The sequence below is a fragment of the Alistipes sp. i18-0019-D1 genome (assembly GCF_042852885.1).
In the GTDB taxonomy this organism is placed as follows: Bacteria; Bacteroidota; Bacteroidia; order Bacteroidales; family Rikenellaceae; genus Alistipes.
In genome coordinates this window covers 2,924,212-2,944,754 of sequence record NZ_AP031424.1, presented here as the reverse complement: position 1 = coordinate 2,944,754, position 20,543 = coordinate 2,924,212, and the positions used below count along the sequence as shown (strand labels likewise).

21 protein-coding genes and 1 tRNA gene are annotated in these 20,543 nt (G+C 61.9%); 17 read left to right on the top strand and 5 right to left on the bottom strand.

The features are described 5' to 3' along the window. Window positions 1–6: 6 nt before the first annotated feature. The 7 genes from ACGHP5_RS12335 to ACGHP5_RS12305 all read left to right on the top strand — a co-directional run bounded on the left by ACGHP5_RS12335 (window position 7) and on the right by ACGHP5_RS12305 (window position 7,974). On the top strand, window positions 7–984 hold the full coding sequence (locus tag ACGHP5_RS12335; RefSeq protein WP_337657620.1) for a chorismate synthase: 978 nt from the start codon (window positions 7–9) through the stop codon (window positions 982–984). Beyond that, window positions 981–1,820 (top strand): peptide chain release factor N(5)-glutamine methyltransferase, encoded by an 840-nt coding sequence (gene prmC / locus ACGHP5_RS12330; protein WP_337657619.1) that lies wholly within the window; start codon window positions 981–983, stop codon window positions 1,818–1,820. The genes ACGHP5_RS12335 and prmC overlap by 4 nt, the downstream gene beginning before the upstream one ends. Then, window positions 1,802–2,314 (top strand): regulatory protein RecX, encoded by a 513-nt coding sequence (locus ACGHP5_RS12325; protein WP_390567032.1) that lies wholly within the window; start codon window positions 1,802–1,804, stop codon window positions 2,312–2,314. Before prmC ends, ACGHP5_RS12325 begins: the two co-directional genes overlap by 19 nt. Further along, window positions 2,299–4,029, top strand: coding sequence for a M23 family metallopeptidase (locus ACGHP5_RS12320; RefSeq protein WP_390567030.1), 1,731 nt, complete (start codon window positions 2,299–2,301; stop codon window positions 4,027–4,029). The genes ACGHP5_RS12325 and ACGHP5_RS12320 overlap by 16 nt, the downstream gene beginning before the upstream one ends. A gap of 58 nt (window positions 4,030–4,087) precedes the next feature. Continuing rightward, window positions 4,088–4,471, top strand: a complete 384-nt coding sequence (locus ACGHP5_RS12315; RefSeq protein ID WP_290533943.1) for a response regulator — start codon at window positions 4,088–4,090, stop codon at window positions 4,469–4,471. Between the two features lie 90 nt (window positions 4,472–4,561). Further along, window positions 4,562–6,646 carry a sensor histidine kinase gene (locus ACGHP5_RS12310; RefSeq protein ID WP_390567027.1) on the top strand — a complete coding sequence of 695 codons (2,085 nt, stop codon included), beginning with the start codon at window positions 4,562–4,564 and terminating at the stop codon, window positions 6,644–6,646. Beyond that, window positions 6,643–7,974, top strand: coding sequence for a HAMP domain-containing sensor histidine kinase (locus ACGHP5_RS12305; RefSeq protein WP_337772471.1), 1,332 nt, complete (start codon window positions 6,643–6,645; stop codon window positions 7,972–7,974). The genes ACGHP5_RS12310 and ACGHP5_RS12305 overlap by 4 nt, the downstream gene beginning before the upstream one ends. Before the next feature lie 137 nt (window positions 7,975–8,111). On the opposite strand, the gene ACGHP5_RS12300 is transcribed toward ACGHP5_RS12305, so the two are convergent. Beyond that, the gene (locus ACGHP5_RS12300; RefSeq protein ID WP_337657614.1) at window positions 8,112–8,282 is read right to left on the bottom strand and encodes a hypothetical protein; all 171 of its coding nucleotides are present in this window, start codon (window positions 8,280–8,282) and stop codon (window positions 8,112–8,114) included. 225 nt (window positions 8,283–8,507) lie between these two features. Here ACGHP5_RS12300 and ACGHP5_RS12295 point away from each other — a divergent pair. The 10 genes from ACGHP5_RS12295 (at window position 8,508) to ACGHP5_RS12250 (ending at window position 18,347) form a co-directional block, all read left to right on the top strand. Further along, window positions 8,508–8,581: transfer RNA gene (locus ACGHP5_RS12295), tRNA-Arg, on the top strand. Between the two features lie 235 nt (window positions 8,582–8,816). Then, entirely contained in the window at window positions 8,817–9,374 is a 558-nt protein-coding gene (locus tag ACGHP5_RS12290; RefSeq protein WP_290533947.1) for a 30S ribosomal protein S16, read from the top strand. A 114-nt stretch (window positions 9,375–9,488) separates the two neighbouring features. Further along, a complete protein-coding gene (locus ACGHP5_RS12285; RefSeq protein WP_337772473.1) occupies window positions 9,489–10,052 on the top strand; it encodes a 16S rRNA processing protein RimM in 564 nt (187 codons plus the stop codon). Further along, on the top strand, window positions 10,049–10,540 hold the full coding sequence (locus tag ACGHP5_RS12280; RefSeq protein WP_390567024.1) for a hypothetical protein: 492 nt from the start codon (window positions 10,049–10,051) through the stop codon (window positions 10,538–10,540). The genes ACGHP5_RS12285 and ACGHP5_RS12280 overlap by 4 nt, the downstream gene beginning before the upstream one ends. A gap of 1 nt (window position 10,541) precedes the next feature. Further along, entirely contained in the window at window positions 10,542–11,741 is a 1,200-nt protein-coding gene (gene mnmA / locus ACGHP5_RS12275) for a tRNA 2-thiouridine(34) synthase MnmA (RefSeq protein WP_337772477.1), read from the top strand. A gap of 32 nt (window positions 11,742–11,773) precedes the next feature. Next, the gene (locus tag ACGHP5_RS12270; protein WP_290533951.1) at window positions 11,774–12,853 is read left to right on the top strand and encodes an SGNH/GDSL hydrolase family protein; all 1,080 of its coding nucleotides are present in this window, start codon (window positions 11,774–11,776) and stop codon (window positions 12,851–12,853) included. A 903-nt stretch (window positions 12,854–13,756) separates the two neighbouring features. Continuing rightward, window positions 13,757–13,984: a helix-turn-helix transcriptional regulator gene (locus ACGHP5_RS12265; RefSeq protein WP_337658123.1), complete on the top strand. Its 228-nt coding sequence runs from the start codon at window positions 13,757–13,759 to the stop codon at window positions 13,982–13,984. Next, the gene (locus ACGHP5_RS12260; RefSeq protein ID WP_390567021.1) at window positions 13,985–14,809 is read left to right on the top strand and encodes a hypothetical protein; all 825 of its coding nucleotides are present in this window, start codon (window positions 13,985–13,987) and stop codon (window positions 14,807–14,809) included. A gap of 166 nt (window positions 14,810–14,975) precedes the next feature. Further along, complete coding sequence (gene ppdK, locus ACGHP5_RS12255; protein ID WP_295902110.1) at window positions 14,976–17,705, top strand: pyruvate, phosphate dikinase; 2,730 nt, start codon at window positions 14,976–14,978, stop codon at window positions 17,703–17,705. Between the two features lie 180 nt (window positions 17,706–17,885). Beyond that, window positions 17,886–18,347, top strand: coding sequence for an outer membrane beta-barrel protein (locus ACGHP5_RS12250; RefSeq protein WP_276722401.1), 462 nt, complete (start codon window positions 17,886–17,888; stop codon window positions 18,345–18,347). Window positions 18,348–18,628: 281 nt separating this feature from the next. On the opposite strand, the gene ACGHP5_RS12245 is transcribed toward ACGHP5_RS12250, so the two are convergent. The 4 genes from ACGHP5_RS12245 to ruvX all read right to left on the bottom strand — a co-directional run bounded on the left by ACGHP5_RS12245 (window position 18,629) and on the right by ruvX (window position 20,543). After that, complete coding sequence (locus ACGHP5_RS12245; RefSeq protein ID WP_390567019.1) at window positions 18,629–19,147, bottom strand: hypothetical protein; 519 nt, start codon at window positions 19,145–19,147, stop codon at window positions 18,629–18,631. After that, the gene (locus ACGHP5_RS12240; RefSeq protein ID WP_015546684.1) at window positions 19,140–19,442 is read right to left on the bottom strand and encodes a TRL-like family protein; all 303 of its coding nucleotides are present in this window, start codon (window positions 19,440–19,442) and stop codon (window positions 19,140–19,142) included. The genes ACGHP5_RS12245 and ACGHP5_RS12240 overlap by 8 nt, the downstream gene beginning before the upstream one ends. Window position 19,443: 1 nt before the next feature. Further along, the gene (gene def / locus ACGHP5_RS12235) at window positions 19,444–19,989 is read right to left on the bottom strand and encodes a peptide deformylase (protein ID WP_290533889.1); all 546 of its coding nucleotides are present in this window, start codon (window positions 19,987–19,989) and stop codon (window positions 19,444–19,446) included. Between the two features lie 128 nt (window positions 19,990–20,117). Next, window positions 20,118–20,543, bottom strand: coding sequence for a Holliday junction resolvase RuvX (gene ruvX, locus ACGHP5_RS12230; RefSeq protein WP_290533888.1), 426 nt, complete (start codon window positions 20,541–20,543; stop codon window positions 20,118–20,120).

Genomic DNA, 20,543 nt, shown 5'->3' with positions numbered 1-20,543 from the left:
CCGACCATGAACCAATTCGGACACAATTTCCGGCTCGCCATCTGGGGCGAGTCGCACGGACACCAGATAGGCATCTCGCTGGACGGCGTCCCGGCGGGCATCCCGCTCTCGGAGGAGGACTTCGCCGAAGACCTCGCACGACGCCGCAGCGGAGCGCCCGGCACGACGCCGAGGCGCGAACCCGACATACCGCAGATCGTGTCGGGAGTCTACGACGGCCACACGACGGGTGCGCCGCTGACCATCGAATTCGCCAACACCAACACCCACTCGCAGGACTACTCGACCGTCATGCGCCACTACCGGCCCTCGCATGCCGACCTGGTGGCCTACCACAAATTCGCCGGATTCAACGACCCGCGCGGCGGCGGGCACTTCTCGGCGCGCCTTACGGTGGCGCTGGTCGCCGCGGGCGTCGTGGCCAAGAAGGTATTGCCCGCGGGCGTGCAGTTCGCCACGCGGCTGACCGAGATCGGCGGCTGCACCGACCCCGAACGTTTCAACGAGGTGCTGCACGCCGCGACGGCCGACCGCGACTCGGTGGGCGGCATCGTCGAATGCCGCGTGCAGGGCGTACCCCTCGGCCTGGGACAGCCCTTCTTCGATTCGGCCGAAAGCATGATCGCCCACCTGCTGTTCGCCGTTCCGGCGGTCAAGGGGGTCGAATTCGGCAGCGGATTCGCCGGGGCGCGCCTGCGCGGCTCGGAGAACAACGACTGCTTCACGGACTGCGCCGGCACGACGGCGACCAACAACGCCGGGGGCATCAACGGCGGGCTGACCAACGGCAACGAGATCGTGGTGCGCGCAGCGCTGAAACCCACGCCGAGCATCGGCCGCGAACAGATCACCTACAACCTAGCGACCGACAGGGTCGAACCGCTGGAAATCCACGGCCGCCACGACGTCTGCGTCGCCCTGCGCGGTGCGGTGGTCGTCGAAGCCGCCGTGGCCATCGCCCTGGCCGACTTCCTCCGTCAATGACGCGCCGCGGGACCATCGACGCGCTGGCCGCACGGCTCACGGGGCTTTACGACGCACGCGAAGCCCGCAGCATCGCGCTGGCCGCCGTAGCGGAACTTTCGGGGCTGTCGCCGTCGGCCCTGCTGACCGACCCGGAGGCGGAACTCACCGTGGAAGGCCTGCCGGAAGCGGAGGCGCAGCTCGTCGCCGGAAGGCCCCTGCAATATGTCGTCGGACACACGGAATTTTACGGACGCCGCTTCGCCGTGCGCGAAGGGGTCCTGATCCCGCGACCCGAGACCGAAGAGCTGGTCGACGCGATCCTGCGCGGGGAACGCCGGGCACGGAGGCTGCTGGATGTAGGAACGGGCAGCGGCTGCATCGCGGCTTCGCTGGCGCTGGGGATGCCCGGGGCGGAGGTCTTCGCCGCCGACATCTCGGACGACGCGCTGGCCGTGGCGGCGGAGAATTTCCAGAAACTCGGCGCGGCGGTCACGCTCCGCAAAGCCGATGCCCTCGGCGGACTGGAGGAGGCTTTTCCGGAGCGCTTCGACATGATCGTATCGAATCCGCCCTACGTCCCCGAGAGTGACCGCGCGGCGATGCACCCCAATGTCCGCGACCACGAACCCGGCCTGGCGCTGTTCGTCCCCGACGACGACGCCATCCGTTTCTACCGCGCCATCGCGCAGGCGGGACGGCGGATGCTGACGCCCGGCGGACGCCTTTGGTTCGAGATTTACGAACGCGCCGCGGCGGAGATCGTCCGCATGCTCGGCGCCGAAGGATACACCGACACCGAGGTCCGCGAGGACCTCTTCGGAAAACCACGCATGGTATGCAGCCGGCTGAAATAAGGAAAAAACGCGGCAAGACGCCCGACGAGGCGCTCGCGGCGCTGATGCGCCTCTGCGCCCGCGCCGAAAAGTCGGAGGGCGACGCCCGGCGGCTGATGCGCGGCTGGGGAGTGGCGGAAAAGGATGCCGAGCAGGTGCTCGCCCGGCTGGTGCGCGACCGCTTTATCGACGACAGCCGCTACGCCGAGGCCTTCGTGCGGGAAAAACTGCGGCTGAGCGGCTGGGGCGAGTACAAAATCCGCACGGCCCTGCAACGCAAGGGGGTTTCGAAGGAACGGATCGGCGCGGCGCTGTCGCAGGCCGACCGTTCGGGGATGGGCGAGCGGCTCGCGCAACAGCTCGAACGCAAGGCACGGACGGTGAAATACGCCACACAATACGAATTGAAAACCAAACTGATACGCTACGGGCTTTCGCTCGGATACGACTACGAGGCCGTCATGGACGCCGCCTCGGCAATGGTCAGGGAGACGGACGCATGCGACGAATTCTAACACTGCTTCTGCTTACGGCAGTCGCTTCGGGAGTGCGGGGACAGCAACTCGACCCGAAGGATTACATCTACCCCCTGCGGGATCTGAAACAACGGCTCTACTCGGCCAATTTCGGCGAGATACGCCCCGGGCATTTCCATGCGGGCGTGGACATCAAGACCGACGCCGAGGAGGGCAAACCGGTCGTGGCCGTGGCCGACGGCTACGTTTCGCGCGTGGCATTGCAGGCGGGCGGCTACGGACGCGCCGTCTACCTCACGCTCCGCAACGGCACGACGGTCGTCTACGGCCACCTCCAGCGTTTCCGCAACGACATCGAGCGGCACGTGCGCAGGGAACGTTACGACCGCCGTTCGAACGGCGTGAACCTCTGGTTCAGTCCCGAAAAGTGGCCCGTGAAGCAGGGCGACACGGTGGCTTACTCGGGCGACAGCGGTTCGTCGGGCGGCCCGCACCTCCATTACGAAATCCGCGACACGGAGACCCAGCGGCTCTACAACCCCGTCCGCGAGGGAATCATCCGCCCCAAGGACGAATATCCGCCGCGCATCGTGCGCCTGCACTACGTCGAGGTCGACACGGTGCAGGGCGTGCCCGTGCGCAGTGTCCCGGAGAGCTACGCCGTGGTCCGCACGGCCGCAGGCCGCTACGCCCTGACGCACGACGGACCCGTCGGCGCGGGCCGCAGGGGTTATTTCGTGGCCGAAGTCACCGACCGCCGCAACGACGTCTGGAACACCTTCGGGGTATGGCGCGTCACGGTCTTCGCGGACGGTGTCCCCTGCTTCGAATTCCGTATGGACAGCTTCACCTACGACATATCGCGTTGCAGCGACGCCGTGAGCTGTTACCCGATACAGGTCGCGTCGCGCAACGAGGCAATCCGCCTGGCGCAGCTGGAAGGCGCGCCCGACAGTTTCTACCCGGCGATGGCGGAACGCGGGCTGATACGCACGGCGGAAGGACAGGTGCGCCGCATCCGCATCGAGGCCGAGGACGACTGCGGCAATGTCTCGACGCTGGAATTCACCGTCCGCGGACGCGCCGGGGAGTTCCGCGCCGAAGCCGACACCACGGCCGTGGCACTGCGGCCCGACCGGGCTTCGGTCCTGCGCATCGGGCGCGAGGCGGAGGTCCGCATCCCCGAAGGGACGATTTACGAGCCGACTTTCGTCCGTCCCGGACGCGGGGAGGCCCCGCAGGCGGATTCGGGCGTCGTCGTACTCTCGCCCGCCTACCGTTTCTTCGATCCCGCGACGCCCCTTTTCCGCGCCGTGGAGGTCACGCTCCGCGCCCGCGTGCCGCGTCCCCTGCAACTGCACGCCCAGCTGGCCGTCCGCACGCGCAGAGGCTCGCTGGCCTGCGTCGGAGGCGCTTATGCCGACGGCGCGGTGACGGCTTCGGTGCGCACGGCCGGCGATTTGGTGATCGTGGCCGACACGCTGCCGCCCGCTATCCGTCCGCTCTTCGCCCAAGGCGCCGACCTCACCCGGACCGAAGGGGTGCGGTTCCGCGCCTCGGACAACTTCTCGGGCATCGCCTCGTGGACGCTGCACATCGACGGCGAATGGGTTCCCTGCGACCGCTTCCCGATGAAGGGAACGCTGGTGCACTTTTTCGACGCCCCGCCGCAGCGGCGCACCCACGCCGTGCGGCTTTCGGTCACGGACGGATGCGGAAATACAACGCACTTCGAAGGAACATTTTACCGCTGACGGACAATGGTTTTGGAAAAATTTTCCTATATTTGCGGGAACTGCAATGCAATACACAATGACAGACAACAATACATCCGAACGCAAGCCGTTGATCCTGATTGCGGAAGACGTGGAAAGCAACTACAAGCTGCTGGAAATAATCCTCAAAAAAGAGTATAATCTGCTCTGGGCGAAGAACGGCAAGGAGGCTGTGGAGTATGCGCTATCGCACAATCCCGACGCCGTACTGATGGATATTAAAATGCCCGTGATGGACGGCATCGAGGCGCTGAAGGAGATTCGTCTCCATACGGACAAGCTGCCCGTCATCATGCAGACGGCCTACGCCTTCGACACCGACCGGCGCATCGCCGAGGAAGCGGGATGCAACGGGTTCATCACCAAACCCGTCATGCCGCGCGAACTGAAAATGTATCTCGACAAATACCTCACGAAATAAGGTCGGGAACCGTTTTACCGGTGTACAGCGGACCCTTCCGGTCCGTTTTTTTTCTCCTCACCAAAAGCTGCGATCCGGCCATCCTTGGAAATGCGTCACTTCCGGAAAATACTCCTCGCCTTCTGTGTCCTGTGGGGCACAGGCCTGAACGCATCGACACACAAGCAGTTGTCGGACAGCCTCCAGCAGGCGCTCGCGCAGACGGCCGATCCCCGGCAGAGAGTGGCGCTGCTGCTCAACCTGAAAGACCTCAACGAAGACTCGAACCTCAACCTGGCCTATTCGATCCAGCTTTTCCGCGAAGCCGCCGCCGTCCGCGACACCTACGCCATGACCATGGCCACCGTGCCCATCCTGGCGCAGTACGCCCCCTATCCCGAAAAAGCGGATTCGCTCGACCGCTACATCCGCGACCTGCGGGAACTGACGCCCGGAACACCCGAGGAGGGCATGGACGCCTACGCCGAAATGGCCGTCACCTACTACCGGCAGGACAACGAATACGACCGGAAAAAGGCCCTCGAGCTGGCCCATAAGATCGTCGCATGGTGCGACGACGACTCCGCACACCCGGACAACGTGTTCCACCGCGTCAAGCGGCTCATGCTGAAAGGCCATGCGGGCATCACGATCGACTATTACGAAAAGGGCGTCAAATCGGCCTACGTCCCCCAGACGAAAACCTGGGAGGAGGCCTACGAACTGACGCGGCAGATGCCCGAACTGGTCGTGCGCAAGAATTTCGCCAATCTGGTCTATTTCCTGCTCAGCGGCGCCTACAACCAGGCCTGCGATTACGCCGGCCAGGTGCGGCTGACCTCGGATTTCATCGCCCTGATCGACTCCTACTACGCCCTGGAAGACCGCCTGCAGCGCCGTCCCTACCTCTACCGCGACAACAGCTACGTAAACCCCTACCGGCAGCTGATCCGCTGTGCGATCAACGTCGGACGCGACGATCTGATCGAACGGAATTTCGACGAATTCCGGCAACGCATGCTCAACGCCGAAGGCGAGAACCTCGTGCGTAACAAGACCTACATCTACGAACTGGGCTACCTCTGGAACGGAATCCGGGGCCACTACGACCAGAGCGTTCTCTACTGCGACTCGCTGATGAGGATGATCGACCAGGGCAAGGGCTATTTCCGCATGATGCCCTCGAAAATCTACCGGGTCAACCGCGACCGCAGCGTGATGCTGGCCCGCGCAGGCCGCTACGACGAATCGTACGCCGGTTACGAACGCACGGCGGAGGTGCAGGACTCGATCTTCTCGGCCGAGCGCCGCGAGCGGAGCGAAACCATCCGCCGCCGTCACGACATGGACCGGCTCAAACTCGCCGAGACACACGCCCTGATCCGCAACCGCATGGCAGCGCTGTTTTCGTTCATCGCCATCGGCGTCCTGCTGCTCGGAACCGGCGTCTACTACTACGTCGCCCTGCGCCGCAACCGCCGCCTCCAGGCCGCCATCGCCCGGCACAACCGCAAGGCCAGGGAGAGCGAGCACATGAAGTCGATCTTCATCGGCACGATCTGCCGGGGAATCGGACAGCCGCTGGAAACCATCGACCAGACTTCGCAGAAACTGATGCTCGCCGACACGGGAATCGGGGAACGGCTGGAGATGCTCGGCGACATCCGCGAAAACACCGACCTGCTGCTCTCGACGCTCGACAACATGCTCGAAGCCGCCAACCTCGACAGCCTGACCGAGCAGTTGCAGTTCGAAGAGGCCGACATCGACGAACTGTGCAACGCGGAACTGCTGACCGCCTCGCGCCTGCCGCACAGCGGCGGAGTCGAATACCGCATCGAGACGCCGGGGACGCGCTGTATCGTCCCGACGCATGCCCAATACTTCTCGTTCGTGGTCCGCGCGCTGCTCGACAACGCCGCGAAATTCACCTCCGAGGGCAGCATCACGCTCCGCTACGAGACAGACCCGGCGGCCAACATCCTCCGCGTTTCGGTCACCGACACCGGCTGCGGAATCGCCCCCGAACGGCAGGCGGAGATTTTCCGTCCGCTGTCCGACGGCCCCGTGGGGTCGCGCGGCCTGAGCCTCTCGCTCTGCCGCATCATCGCCGGGCACCTTTCCGGCTCGATACGCTTCGACGCGGACTACACCGGAGGCGCGCGTTTCATCTTCACAATACCCCTGAAGCCATGACGACGAACCGTATCCGATCCGTCGTCGCTCTGGCGACGCTGGCCGTACTGGCTCTGACGGCGCTTCCGCGCGGAGTTTCGGCGCAGCCGTGGCTTCCCGAGGACGGCGATACCCCCTTCGGCGGCAAACCCGGCATGCACCTCTTCCTGCCCAGCGGATTCCTCGAATCGATCCGCGAAAGCCGGCTGACCATGGCCCGCACCCGCTACTTCCAGGCCGCCTATCGCAAAGCCGTCAACCGCGGCGAATACGTCCGCGCGCTCGCCTGCACCGATTCGCTGATCTACCTCGCCGAACACCGCCCGATACAGGGCGTGCGCCCCACGGCCTGCTACCAGAAACGCGCCTGGGTGCTCCACGCCCTGCACCGCGACAAAGAAGCCTGCGCGGCCTACGACCTCGCCGTGAAGGTCCGCAATTCGGCCATGCGCTTCGAACAGACCGAGACGATACGCGAGATGCAGGCCTCGTACGAACTGGACCGGCTGGCGCTCGACAAGGCGCTGCTGAGCGCCCGCCACCACAAGATAGCCCTCGTGTCGCTGTCCCTGCTGCTGCTGGCGGCCGGCGCGGCCGTGGCGTTCATCTACGCCGGCAACCGCCGCACGAAACAGCTCCAGCAGGAGTTGCTGCGGCAGATGGAGCAGGGCCGCAAGAGCGAGGAGAGGAAAAACGCCTTCATCAACTCGATCTGCCACGAAGTCCGCACGCCGCTCAACAGCATCGCCGGGTTCTCGGAACTGCTGTGCGCCGACGAAGTGTCGCCCGAAGCGCACGACCAATACTGCCAGATCATCCACGAGAGCCGCCGCCAGCTGCGCTACCTGTTCGAGGACATGCTCGAAGTCTCCTATCTCGAAAACCTGACCGAGCCGCTGCCGCGCAGTTACCTCAACCTCTGCGCGCTGTGCCGCTCGCAGCTGCGCGCCATGAAGATCCGCTGCCCGAAGACCGGCGTGGCCTACGCCGACGGCATTCCCGCCGAAACGATCGCCGTGGTATCGAGCGAGAAATACCTCGGCGTCCTGCTCTCGGCACTGCTCGGCAACGCATATAAATTCACCCGGGAAGGCCATATCCGCCTCGAATGCGGCCGCGAAGGCGACGAGCGCGTGTATATCGCCGTGACGGACACCGGCTGCGGAATCCCGCCCGAGAAATACGACCAGGCATTCGAGCGGTTCACCAAGCTCGACCCGTTCAGCCAGGGCAACGGACTGGGACTTTACCTCTGCCGCCTGATCGTCCGCCACCTGGGCGGCGAAATCCGCATCGACCCGGAGTACACCGAAGGCACGCGCATCGTGGTCGTCCTGCCGCGGAAATAGGCGGCACCGGCGAAAAACAACGGGGTCCCACCGCGGGCCCCCGTTTGCCGGCAGACGGATCTCCACGGTCGTCACGTCCTCGCAGCCTACGGCGCGGTATTCCTGGACGAGGGTGATCGTCGAGGTGAACTGGTAGTTCAGGAATTGTCCTCGCAGAGGATGACTGCATCGGCGGCGGGGTCCTTGTCGTAACGCTCCATGCGGAGCTCGTCGAGGGAGACCTTTCCGAGCCGATAGTCGGGTTCCTGCGCACATACCGATGCGCACGAAAATATCGCCAGAAGCGACAGAAGGGTCTGTTTTTGCATGACGGGCGAGTTGGGCTATGTCAAGTTAGGAAAAATTTCTCAAATTGAACAATTTACAGACGGAAAAACCCATTTTCCGGATTGTTTTTGCCAATCCGCCCGGTCCCGGCATCCCCGCTCCGGCGGAACCGGGAGTTTCCCGACAAGGGTCCGGTCGCAAGAAATCGGACGATAAGTTTGCAGTTGGCCCGAAATTTCTTACTTTTGCAGCGTCATTTCAACGATGGTCTCGTAGCTCAGTTGGATAGAGCAACAGCCTTCTAAGCTGTCGGTCGTGGGTTCGAATCCCGCCGGGATCACAACGGACGGATTGGTTTTCAGGCAATTGAATTCCATCCGTCTTTTCTTTCCGCCCCGTCCCGCGGCAATCCGCAGCGGCCCGCTTCATTCGCCCGAATGATCCCGGCACAGCCGTGAAATGCAGTTTTTTACGGCATTTATTTTGCCGAGCGGAATATTTTCCCTACATTTGCAGGCTTAAAAGCCCGAAGGGGTGAGCGTTTTTTTATTAATTACAACAAAATTTTATAGCAAATGGCTGTTAAAATTCGTCTGGCACGTCACGGTAAGAAGGGTTATGCCTTCTATCACATCGTTGCCGCAGATAGCAGAGCGCCACGTGATGGTAAATTCATCGAGAAGTTGGGAACCTACAACCCCAACACGAATCCTGCTACGATTGATCTGGACTTCGAGAAAGCCCTGGATTGGTTACAGAAAGGCGCACAACCTACGGATACTTGTCGGGCTATCCTCTCGTACAAGGGCGTAATGTACAAGAAACACCTGCTGGGCGGCGTCGCCAAGGGTGCGTTCACCGAGACCGAGGCAGAAGCCCGCTTCAACAAGTGGATGGAAGCCAAAGCCGGCAAGATCGAGGCCAAGACCAACAAGCTGATGACCGACGCCAAGTCGGCCGAGAAGGCACGTCTGGCTGCCGAGGCCAAGATCAAGGAGGAGCGCGCTGCCGCAATCGCCGAGAAGAAGGCCGCTGCCGAGGCTGCCGCCCGTGAGGCCGCGGAAGCTGCCGCTGCCGAGACTGCGGAGGCTGCTGCCGAAGAGGCCGCTCCGGAAGCTCCCGCCGCCGAATAAGGCGACACAGGGGAGGGAGCGCAGCAAGACGTTTCCTGATCCGCATAAAAACGGTAAACTTCCGTCCGGGAGATTACCGTTTTTTTTGTATTTTTACGCCATAATTCAACCGACATGATCGTTCCCGCAGGCAGAATCAACAAACTTTTCGGCACGGAGGGCGGAGTGATGCTCTCGCTCTACCCCGCTTTCCCCGAGGATTTCACGACCGACACCCCGCTGCGTGTCACCATCGACGCACTGGAGGTACCGCTCTGGTGCGAGCGTTTCGAACGCCGCGGCCAGTCGGGCGCCACCGCCACGTTCGCCGATTTCGACACCGAGCGCAGGGCGCAGGAACTCATGGGGCTGGAATTCCGCATCGAACTGAACGGCGAGGAGGACGACGACGAGTTTTACCTCGAGGACCTGATCGGCTTCGCGGTCGTAGCCGAAGAGGCCGGAGCCTCGTCCGGAGGGGCGGAAACCGCCGCCGAAGCCGGACCCCGCGCCTCCGGGAAATTCGAAGGCACGCTCACCGACTACTACGACAGCGACGCCAATCCGCTGTTCGAACTGGAGATCGGCGGACGGCAGGTGCTGGTCCCCGCCGTCGAGGAGTTCATCGCCCGCATCGACTTCGAGGGGCGCACGATGCACCTGGTACTTCCCGAAGGACTGATCGACCTGGACCGATGAAGGGAAAATTCACCGCAGGCCGCCTGCTGCAAAGGTGGCGCATCGCACTGGGACGCATGCCGGGATGGAAATTCGCCATACTGGTATTCATCGTCTCGTTCGCCGCCAAGGCAACCGCCCTCCTGCTGTTCGGCGTCACGACGGGAATCGAGGATGCGGACATAGATCCCGAACGCGCCCGGCGCATCGGCTGGTTCGTCGTCGTCATCGTCGCGCCGCTCGCGGAAACACTCGTCGCGCAGGCGCTGGTCATCTGGCTCGTGCGCAAGGCGCTGCCCCGGTCATTCTGGTGGCCGGTCATCTTCTCGGCCGGGGTTTTCGGCAGCGGACACCAGGCGGGTCCGGCCTACCTGGCCTGCATGCTCGTCACAGGGCTGATTTGGGCTTTCGCCTATTTGAGCCGTTTCGAACGGCGGGGCTTCGCCCAGGCATTCTGGCTCGTATTCCTCATACACGCATCGAACAACGCAATCGCTTTCATTATCTGATATGGCACGGGTGGTAATCGGACTTTCGGGCGGCGTGGATTCGTCCGTCGCGGCCTGGCTCCTCAAACAGCAGGGGCACGAGGTCGTGGGACTCTTCATGATCAACTGGCACGACACGACGGGAACGCTCGAAGGTGACTGTCCGTGGCACGACGACCGGGTTTTCGCCGAACTCGTGGCCAGGAAACTCGACATCGCGCTGCACGTGGTCGACCTTTCGGAGGACTACCGCGCGCGCGTCGTGGACTACATGTTCGCGGAGTACGAACGAGGCCGCACGCCCAATCCCGACGTGCTGTGCAACCGCGAGATCAAATTCGACGTCTTCCTGCGCGAGGCGCTGAAGCTGGGCGCCGACTACGTCGCCACGGGCCACTACTGCCGCAAGGCCGAGGAGACGCTGCCCGACGGAAGGACGATCCATAAACTGCTCGCGGGAAGCGACCCCAACAAGGACCAGAGCTATTTCCTCTGCCAGCTTTCGCAGGAGCAGTTGCGCCGGGCGCTGTTTCCCGTCGGCGGACTGCTGAAACCCGAGGTGCGGCGCATCGCCGAGGAGCAGGGCCTCGCCACGGCCAAACGCAAGGATTCGCAGGGCATCTGCTTCGTAGGCAAGGTCGACCTGCCGACCTTCCTCCAGCAGAAACTCGCCCCGAAAAAGGGCAACGTCCACGAAATACTCCCCGCATGGCCGAAATACGCGCGTGAGGCCGCCCCGGCGGAGGGCGAGCCGACGACGGAACAACTCGCGGCGCTGGCCGAACCGTGGCGCTACACCGTGCGCGACGGCAAGAAGATCGGCGAGCACAACGGCGCCCATTACTACACCATCGGACAGCGCAAGGGACTCGGCATCGGGGGCCGCAAGGAGTCGCTGTTCATCCTCGCCACGGACACCACACAGAATGTGATCTGGGTCGGCGAAGGCGACGCCCACCCCGGACTGTGGCGCCCCGCGCTGCACATCGCGCCCAGCGAAATCCACTGGGTGAACCCCGCGCAGGAGCTGACCGCCGGGCAGAGCGCCCGCTTCTCCGTCCGCATCCGTTACCGCCAGCCGTTGCAGGGCGCGCGGCTGTTCGTCCGCGACGAAGGGGCTTACCTCGTTTTCGACCGGCCCCAGCGGGGCATCACCCCCGGACAGTTCGCGGTGTGGTACGACGGCGACGAGCTGATCGGCTCGGGCGTGATCGAAGGCTGACCGAACTGAAAACCGACCAAACTGAAACCTCTATGATAAAACACTTTGCACTTATCGCCGCCGGAGTCCTGTCCCTGCACACGGCGACAGCCCAAAAGTACGTCGACGCCTCGACGCTGACCATCATCGGCCGCACCTGCCCGATGGAGGGACACCCCTACTACCGGGTCGACACGACACGCTACCATTTCGACAACGCCACCATCCGCCGCTATTGCGGCTATCCGGCCGGCGTAGCGGTGCTTTTCACCACCGACAGCCGCCGGATCGAAGCCCGCTGGACCACGACCCCACGCAACTACGGCTGGAACATGAGTCCTGTCCTGCAACGCGGCATGGACCTTTATATCCGCAAAGACGGAATTTGGACAATGGCCGGTGCGTCGCGGCCCGGCCCGGAAGCGACCGGCCGGCACAGCAGCGCCATCGTCGAACACATGGACCGCGAGACCCGGGAGTGCATGCTCTATCTGCCGACATGGAGCGAACTGCTGACGCTGGAGATCGGCGTGGACGAAGACGCCTCCGTCACACCGCTCGCATCGCCCTACAAACACCGTGTCATCGTCTTCGGGTCGAGCATTACCCACGGAGCTTCGGCCAGCCGCCCCGGAATGGCCTACCCAGCGCGCATGAGCCGTATGACAGGCATCGAATTCGTCAACCTGGGATACAGCGGCAACAGTATGCTCCAGCCCGAATTCGCCCGGCTGCTCGCCGAGACCGACGCCGACGCCTTTCTCTTCGACGCCTTCTCGAACCCCTCTGCGGCCATGATCCGGGACCGTCTCGACGCATTCGTCGCGACACTCGTCAAGGCCCACCCCGACAAACCGCTGATTTTCATGCAGACCCACTGGCACGCCGCAGGCAATTTCAACAAAGAAGCCGCACAGTTCCACCGCGAGCGGATCGACACCGCCGACCGAATGATGCGGCGGCTGGCAAAACAATACGACAACGTCTATTTCCTCGACGGCGAGTGGTACTACGGCAAGGACTCCGAAGGGACCATCGACTGCGACCACGGTTCCGACCTGGGCTACGACCGCATGATCTCGGAGCGGCTGCCCCGCATCCGGAAGATACTCCGCAAATACGGAATCAGATAGCCGTCCGGACATTCCGGCAATATTCTCCGGCTCTTTGCGCTTCGGCGTGAAGGGCCGGTTGTTTTTCAGGCATCGGAACCCTTTTTGAAAGGTAAAAAGTGTCCAAAACGGAATGTGTCTTTGCCCCAGGAATATTACCGTTTTTTGATCGGTGGTTAACCGCGGTTTTTCCCCGCGGAGGGTTATGTACTTTTTGGCTGCAAAAAGTACCAAAAACTCTCCAGCGGATGCCTTCGCCTGCTTCGGTCCCGTCTAACGTTCGAAACGGGCGCCTATTCGCGGGGGCGCACGCGCCCCGGCCCCGTTTCTTACCACTTTTAGCCGGACCTTCGTTTGACGGCTCTGGCATCGAGCCGGAATCCTGCGCCGCCAACGGCGGCGTGAGAGAAGGCACAGCAACCGGATCGGAAACGCAGAATCCGGCCATCGCCTCTGGAAGCGGTTTTAAACCGCCGCATTATCGCTTGCAGCGGAAAAAGAACGGAGCGAAGGCGGAGCGTTAAAAAACGAGGCCGGTTTGCTCGCAACGACGTCCAGCAGGCGAGAGCAAAGCTTGCTTTGCCGAGCCGCCACAGTCGAAGCGGCGCATTCCTTTGCGCCGCAAACCCGCGAAGGCGCCCGTTTTAGCGTAGCCGAGCGACGTTCCCGCGAAAGCGACATGCGGATGGTTTTGGTGCTACCTTTTGACATCAAAAGGTAGCTACAACCCGCGGGCGAAGACCGCGCTAACTGCCGACCAAAAAGCGGCAACACACCCGGATCGCCGGGCGATCCGTCGTTCGCCCCCAGGGGGGGGGCTGGGGCGAACGAAATATTCGCTCAAGTATAAATGAGCATACTCATGTATAAAAGAGCATCGCAAATGGCATGTTTTTTAGTTTTGTAAGCAAAAACAAGCCGCTTGTGAAAACTCCTGCCGACATCTATGTTATCGAAGCCATCCGCAAAGAGCGAATGGCCCAGAAAGTGTCGCAGGCAATGCTGGCATACGGCATCGGCGTCTCGAAAGGATTCATCGGTATGGCCGAAAGTCCGCGGTACGACATCAAATACAATGTCAACCACATCAACGAAATCGCCAAATTCCTGGGCTGCTCGCCCCGCGATTTCCTGCCCGAAAAACCGCTCTGAATGTCGGCCGTGAAGATCTGCCGACTGATAACGGCCGCCCTGCTCTGGGCCGGATGCTGTGCCGCCCTCGGGCAACGGCCCGTCGGCATCGCCTTCTACGACGTGGACCGGATTTACGACACCCTCCCGGCGCTTTTCTACGACGACGCAGACTATACGCCAGAAGGCCGTCTGCATTGGACCGCAGAGCGTTACGAACGCAAAATCCGCAATACGGCGGCCGTGATCGACTCGATGGCCCTGCCCCTGGTCGCCCTGTGGGGCGTCGAAAACGAACAGGTCGTCCGCGACATCGCCGCCGCCTGCCGGGGCGAATACTCCTACCTCCACCGCACGCTCAATTCGCTCGACGGAATGGATTTTGCGTTGCTCTACTACGGGGACCTCTTCTACCCGACCTACGACGAACCGGGACGCCGCTACCTCTACGTCGAGGGCGAACTCGGACGCGACACCGTGGGGCTGGCGCTGTGCGGCGACGCGCGCATGGCCCGGTGGGTCGTGAAGGACCTGCGCGCGGAGCGCCCGCACGCGAAACTGATCGTACTGGGACGCTCGGATCTCCCCGACCCCGGACGCTGGGGACTGCGCGATGCGACCCGGCGCGCCGAACAGGCCGGACGGGGCACCATACGGCGCGGCGGACGGTGGCAGATGCGCGACCGCATCCTCGCGGACACGGCGCTGACGACCTCGGAGGGCGACGTTTTCGCGCGCCGCTATCTGGTTGACCAAAAGAGCGGTAACCCCTTCACGACCTACTCACGCGGGGTTTATCGCGGCGGCTACGGTTATTCGCTGCCGGTATTCATTTACATCCGGTAGAATTTTTTGGATATTTCGAAAAGTTTTCGTATTTTCGCAATCCCTTCGACGGAAATGCATTTTACGGATGCGGTAACGGAAACGTCACCGCAATTTTTCGGCTTCAAAGGAGAGGTATAAGAAAAAATTTTTATATTTATACTATAATTCAAAACCAAAAAAAGTTATGGCAGACGTAAAACGGGTCTATACCTTCGGTAACAAAGAGGCCGAAGGAAACGGCAAAATGCGTGAACTGCTCGGCGGCAAGGGTGCGAACCTTGCGGAGATGAACCTCATCGGCATCCCCGTGCCCCCGGGATTCACCATCACCACGGAAGTGTGTGCGGAATTCTACAAGCACGGCAAAGAGGCCGTCATCGAGATGCTCCGCCCCGAAGTCGAGAAGGCGATGAAGAACATCGAGAAACTGACCGGCATGAAATTCGGCGACAAGGAGATGCCGCTGCTCGTATCCGTACGTTCGGGCGCGCGCGCGTCGATGCCCGGCATGATGGACACCATCCTCAACCTGGGCATGAACGACCAGGCCGTGGAGGCCGTGGCCAAGCGTACGGGCAACCCGCGTTTCGCATGGGACTCGTACCGCCGCTTCGTACAGATGTACGGCGACGTGGTGCTGGGCATGAAACCCGTTTCGAAGGAGGACCACGACCCGTTCGAGGTGATCATCGAGGAGCAGAAGGCCAAGAAGGGCGTGAAGAACGACACCGACCTGACGACCGACGACCTCAAGGAGCTGGTGAAGAACTTCAAGGCCGCCGTGAAGAAGCAGACCGGCGAGGATTTCCCGACCAGCCCGTGGGACCAGCTGTGGGGCGCCATCTGCGCCGTGTTCGGCTCGTGGATGAACGAACGCGCCATCCTCTACCGCAAACTCAACAACATCCCCGCCGAGTGGGGCACGGCCGTATCGGTGCAGGCCATGGTGTTCGGCAACATGGGAGAGAATTCCGCGACGGGCGTAGCCTTCTCGCGCGACGCCGCAACGGGTGAGAACCTCTTCAACGGCGAATACCTGATCAACGCCCAGGGCGAGGACGTCGTAGCCGGCATCCGCACCCCGCAGCAGATCACCATCGAGGGTTCGAAGCGCTGGGCCGTGGCCCAGAAGGTTTCGGAGGAGGAGCGCAAGGCGAAGTTCCCCTCGCTCGAAGAGGTGATGCCCGAGGTTTACAAGGAGCTGGACGAAATCCAGCACCACCTGGAGCAGTACTTCAAGGACATGCAGGACATCGAGTTCACGATTCAGGACGGCAAGCTCTGGATGCTCCAGTGCCGCAACGGCAAGCGCACGGGCGCAGCGATGGTCAAGATCGCCATGGACATGCTGCGCGAGGGTCTGATCGACGAGAAGACCGCCGTACTGCGCTGCGAGCCTGCGAAGCTCGACGAACTGCTCCACCCCGTTTTCGACAAGAAGGCCATCGCCAGTGCGCAGGTCATCACCAAGGGCCTGCCCGCATCGCCGGGAGCCGCCACGGGACCCGTGGTATTCTTCGCCGAGGACGCCGAGAAAACGCTGGAGAAAACCGGCCAGCGCGCCATCCTGGTGCGCATCGAGACCTCGCCCGAGGACCTCAAGGGCATGCTCGACGCCGCAGGTATCCTGACCGCACGCGGCGGCATGACCTCGCACGCGGCCGTCGTGGCCCGCGGCATGGGCAAATGCTGCGTATCGGGTGCAGGCGAACTGCAGATCGACTATAAAACCCGCACAATCCAGGTGAACGGATTCACCGTGAAGGAGGGCGACTGGATTTCGCTCAACGGCTCGACGGGCGAAGTGTACCTCGGCCAGGTAGCCACCATGGCCGCCGACCTGAGCGGTGACTTCGGCCAGCTGATGAACCTCGCCGGAAAATACTCGGTGCTGAAGGTCCGCGCCAACGCCGACACCCCGAAGGATGCCGCACAGGCGTTCTCGTTCGGCGCCGAAGGCATCGGACTCTGCCGCACGGAGCACATGTTCTTCGAGGGCGACCGCATCAAGGCTTTCCGCGAGATGATTCTCGCCGACGACGAAGCCGGACGCCGCGTGGCGCTGGCCAAGCTGCTGCCGATCCAGCGCGGCGACTTCGAGGGACTGTTCAGGGCCATGAACGGATTCCCCGTGACGGTGCGCCTTCTGGATCCCCCTCTGCACGAGTTCGTGCCCCACGACGAGAAGGGCCAGAAAGAGATGGCCGCCGAGATGGGCGTGCCCCTCGCAAAGATCGTCGCCAAGGTCGAGTCGCTGGCCGAGTTCAACCCCATGCTGGGACACCGCGGCTGCCGCCTGGGCAACACCTATCCCGAAATCACCGAGATGCAGGCCCGTGCCATCATCGAGGCTGCGATGAACGTCAAGGCTTCGGGCATGCCCGTGCACGTGGAGATCATGGTTCCGCTGGTGGGCAACCACAAGGAGCTGCGCTACCAGAAAAAGATCATCGACGCCACGGCCGAGCAGGTATTCTCGGAGCGTAACGACAAGATCGACTACATGGTCGGCACGATGATCGAGGTTCCGCGCGCCGCCGTGACGGCCAACCAGATCGCCGAAGTCGCCGAGTTCTTCTCGTTCGGAACCAACGACCTGACGCAGATGACGCTCGGATTCTCGCGCGACGACATCGGCAAGTTCCTGCCGGTATACCTGGAGAAGGGTATCCTGAAGAACGACCCGTTCCAGATCCTCGACCAAAACGGCGTGGGCCAGCTGATCCGCGAGGCCGTCTTCAAGGGCCGCGGCACGCGCCCGACGCTCAAGTGCGGCATCTGCGGCGAGCACGGCGGCGAACCTTCGTCGGTGGAGTTCTGCCACTACGCAGGTCTGAACTACGTGAGCTGTTCGCCCTTCCGCGTGCCCATCGCACGCCTGGCTGCGGCTCACGCTGCGCTCAACGAGAAATAGCATTTCACGCCCCGACGGGGCGACACACTCCGGAGGTCCGCACCCGATTGTCGCGGACCTCCTTTTTATTTATAAAAAAGTCGGGTTCATTGAATATATTTGGCCGCAGCCGGGAAATTTCCTATATTTGTTTTGGCAAACAGTTTGAATAACGTTTATTCAATATAAAAAAACGGAAACATGAAAAAAATTCTTTTAACGGCGATCGTCGCGCTGTTCGCAGTAACGGCAGCATCGGCGCAGGACAAAGGCAACTGGGCGCTCGGCCCACGTATGAACATCTACACCAACACGGGTGACGCCGTGGTGGGTCTGGGTGCATTCGGACGTTACAGTTTCTCGGATAACTGGCGTATCGAACCGTCGCTCACGGCGCTGCTGCACAGCGGCTGTTCGATCGACATCAGCGTCGACGCGCAGTACGTCTTCCACTTGAGCGAAGGCTGGAGCGTTTACCCCGCCGTCGGCTTCACGGCCAACGACATCGGCAAATGGGCTGCAGGTCTGAACATCGGCGGCGGTTTCGACTTCGAGGTAGCCCGCAACTGGGACCTTTCGGCCGGCCTGAAATGGCAGCCCATGTTCGACGACTGGCGCAAGAATCCCGTAGTCATCAGCATCGGCGCAGCATACAAGTTCTAACCATAGACGCCCGAAAACAGCGACCGGACCCGATTCATTTCGGGTCCGGTTGTTTTTTTGCGGATCGGCCTCAACCGTTTTCGATCAGTGGGATGCAGATGCCGTGCATCGTGCAAAAGCCCCGGATGAGTTTTTGATTATCGCAGAGCAGGATTCATCATTTCCGATCAGTGTGGTGCAGATGCCGTGCATCGAGAAAAATCCCCGGATGGGTAGTACTGAAGTACGTCCCATTCGGGAATTTGAGGGATGTGCGGCAGGTGTGCCGCAATCATCTAAAACTATTGTTCGTTTACACGAATCATATCGAAGATCCGATACCCTATCGGCGCGTAACTGCGCCATGCAGAGCGCTTGGCACGATAGACATACGACTTTTCCCCGACGTAAACCGTCACTTCGGGCGAAGCCCGCTCATCGAAGAAACCGCAGAGTTCCGACCCGTCGGCATCGAAGGTGTAACGATGCTTCCAAACCTTCCTTTCCGGTTCGAGGTAGAGTTTTTCCACCGGTCCGGACATCGTCGCCACGTCCGCAGCGAAACGCACCGAATCGGCCGGCACGGCCTGCGGCAGACGGCAGGTGAAATTGATCGTGGCGCGCCCGCCGCGATGCTCCTTGTAGGTGATGTCGAAAGTCAGATCGCCCGCCTCGCGACTCTCGAAAAGCGTCACGGGGAAGGTATGATAGATCACCCCGTCGGTCTCGGCCTTCGACACGTAATGGCTGCGGATGTTCTGCGCCGGGAGCGCCGAGGCTCCGGCGATGCAGAGTGCCGCCAGCAAGAAGCGTTTAGTCACCGTAGACGATGATCGTGTAGATCGTGTAGACGCCGACATAGGACTTGGCCTGGTAGTCTACGTGGTGGATGCGCGTGATGCCGGCTTCGCGGGCAGCAGCCTGGATGCTCGCATCGCCCAGAGCGACGACGCCTACATATCCCTTGGCCTCGGCCGTGCCGACCTTGCTCGACCCGGCATTGCCCGTCACGGCCAACCCGTCCTTCACATCGGTATAGATTCCGCCTACGAGGGGCGATTTGACGCATCCCGCCAGCATCATCGCGGCGAATGCAAAAGCGAAAAGTTTTTTCATGCTATCTGGTTTTATAGGCACAGCGGTATTTTCCCTTCGCGAGGTTCAGCAGTTTGCTCTTGAGCAGCTGGCGGCGCAGGGGCGCGATGCGGTCGGTGAAGACCACGCCTTCGATGTGGTCGTATTCATGCTGGATGACCCACGCCTTAAGCCCCGTGAACTCCTCGTCGTGCTCGACGAAGTCGGTGTCCATGTAACGCATGCGGATCGACAGCGAGCGGGGCACGTCGGCATGAATTCCGGGAAACGAGAGGCAGCCTTCGTTGTAGGTCTTCTTCTCCTCGGAGAAGGCGTAAATCTCGGGATTGACGAAAGCACGCTTGTAGTCGGCGCACGACGGGTCCTCCTCGGCCCACGGGGTGCAGTCGACGATGAACAGCCGGATGTCCTTGCCGATCTGGGGCGCGGCCAGTCCGACGCCTTCGGCCTCTTCGAGCGTGAGGAACATGTCCTCGGCGAGTTTTTTCACTTCGGGATAATCGGGCGCAATCGGCTCGCATTTGCGGCGCAGCACCTCGTCCCCATAAATTACAATCGGGTATATCATAAACTAAAAATTCCTTTTTTTCTTTTCCGTTTCCCGTCCGAACGAACTGAATTCCGGGCTTCGTGCCGCGGGATGCGGACAACCACCGGAATGCAGGCGTGCCCCCTTCCGCCCGCTTCTTAAACGGGTCAGCCGTCGTCACGGAAAACGCTTTCCATGTAGGACTGAAGGATAATGGTTGCCGAAATCTTGTCCACCAACGCCTTGTCGCGGCGGGCCATCCTGCCGATACCGCTCTCGAGCATCGTGCGGTGGGCCATCACCGAAGTAAAGCGTTCGTCGTAAAAAACCACCTCCTTGTCGGGCCACGCCCGCCGCAGGCGGCCGGCCAGCGGCTCGATGAACCTCCACGTCTCGGACGGCGTGCCGTCCATCCGCGAGGGTTTTCCCACAACTATCGTACTAACGTCCTCACGGGCGAAATATTTTGCCAGCCAGGCCTCCAGACCCTTCGTCTCGACCGTCTCCAGCCCTCCGGCGATCAGGCGCAGGGGATCGCTCACGGCGATTCCCGTGCGCCGGGTCCCGTAGTCTATGGCAAGAATGCGTCCCAA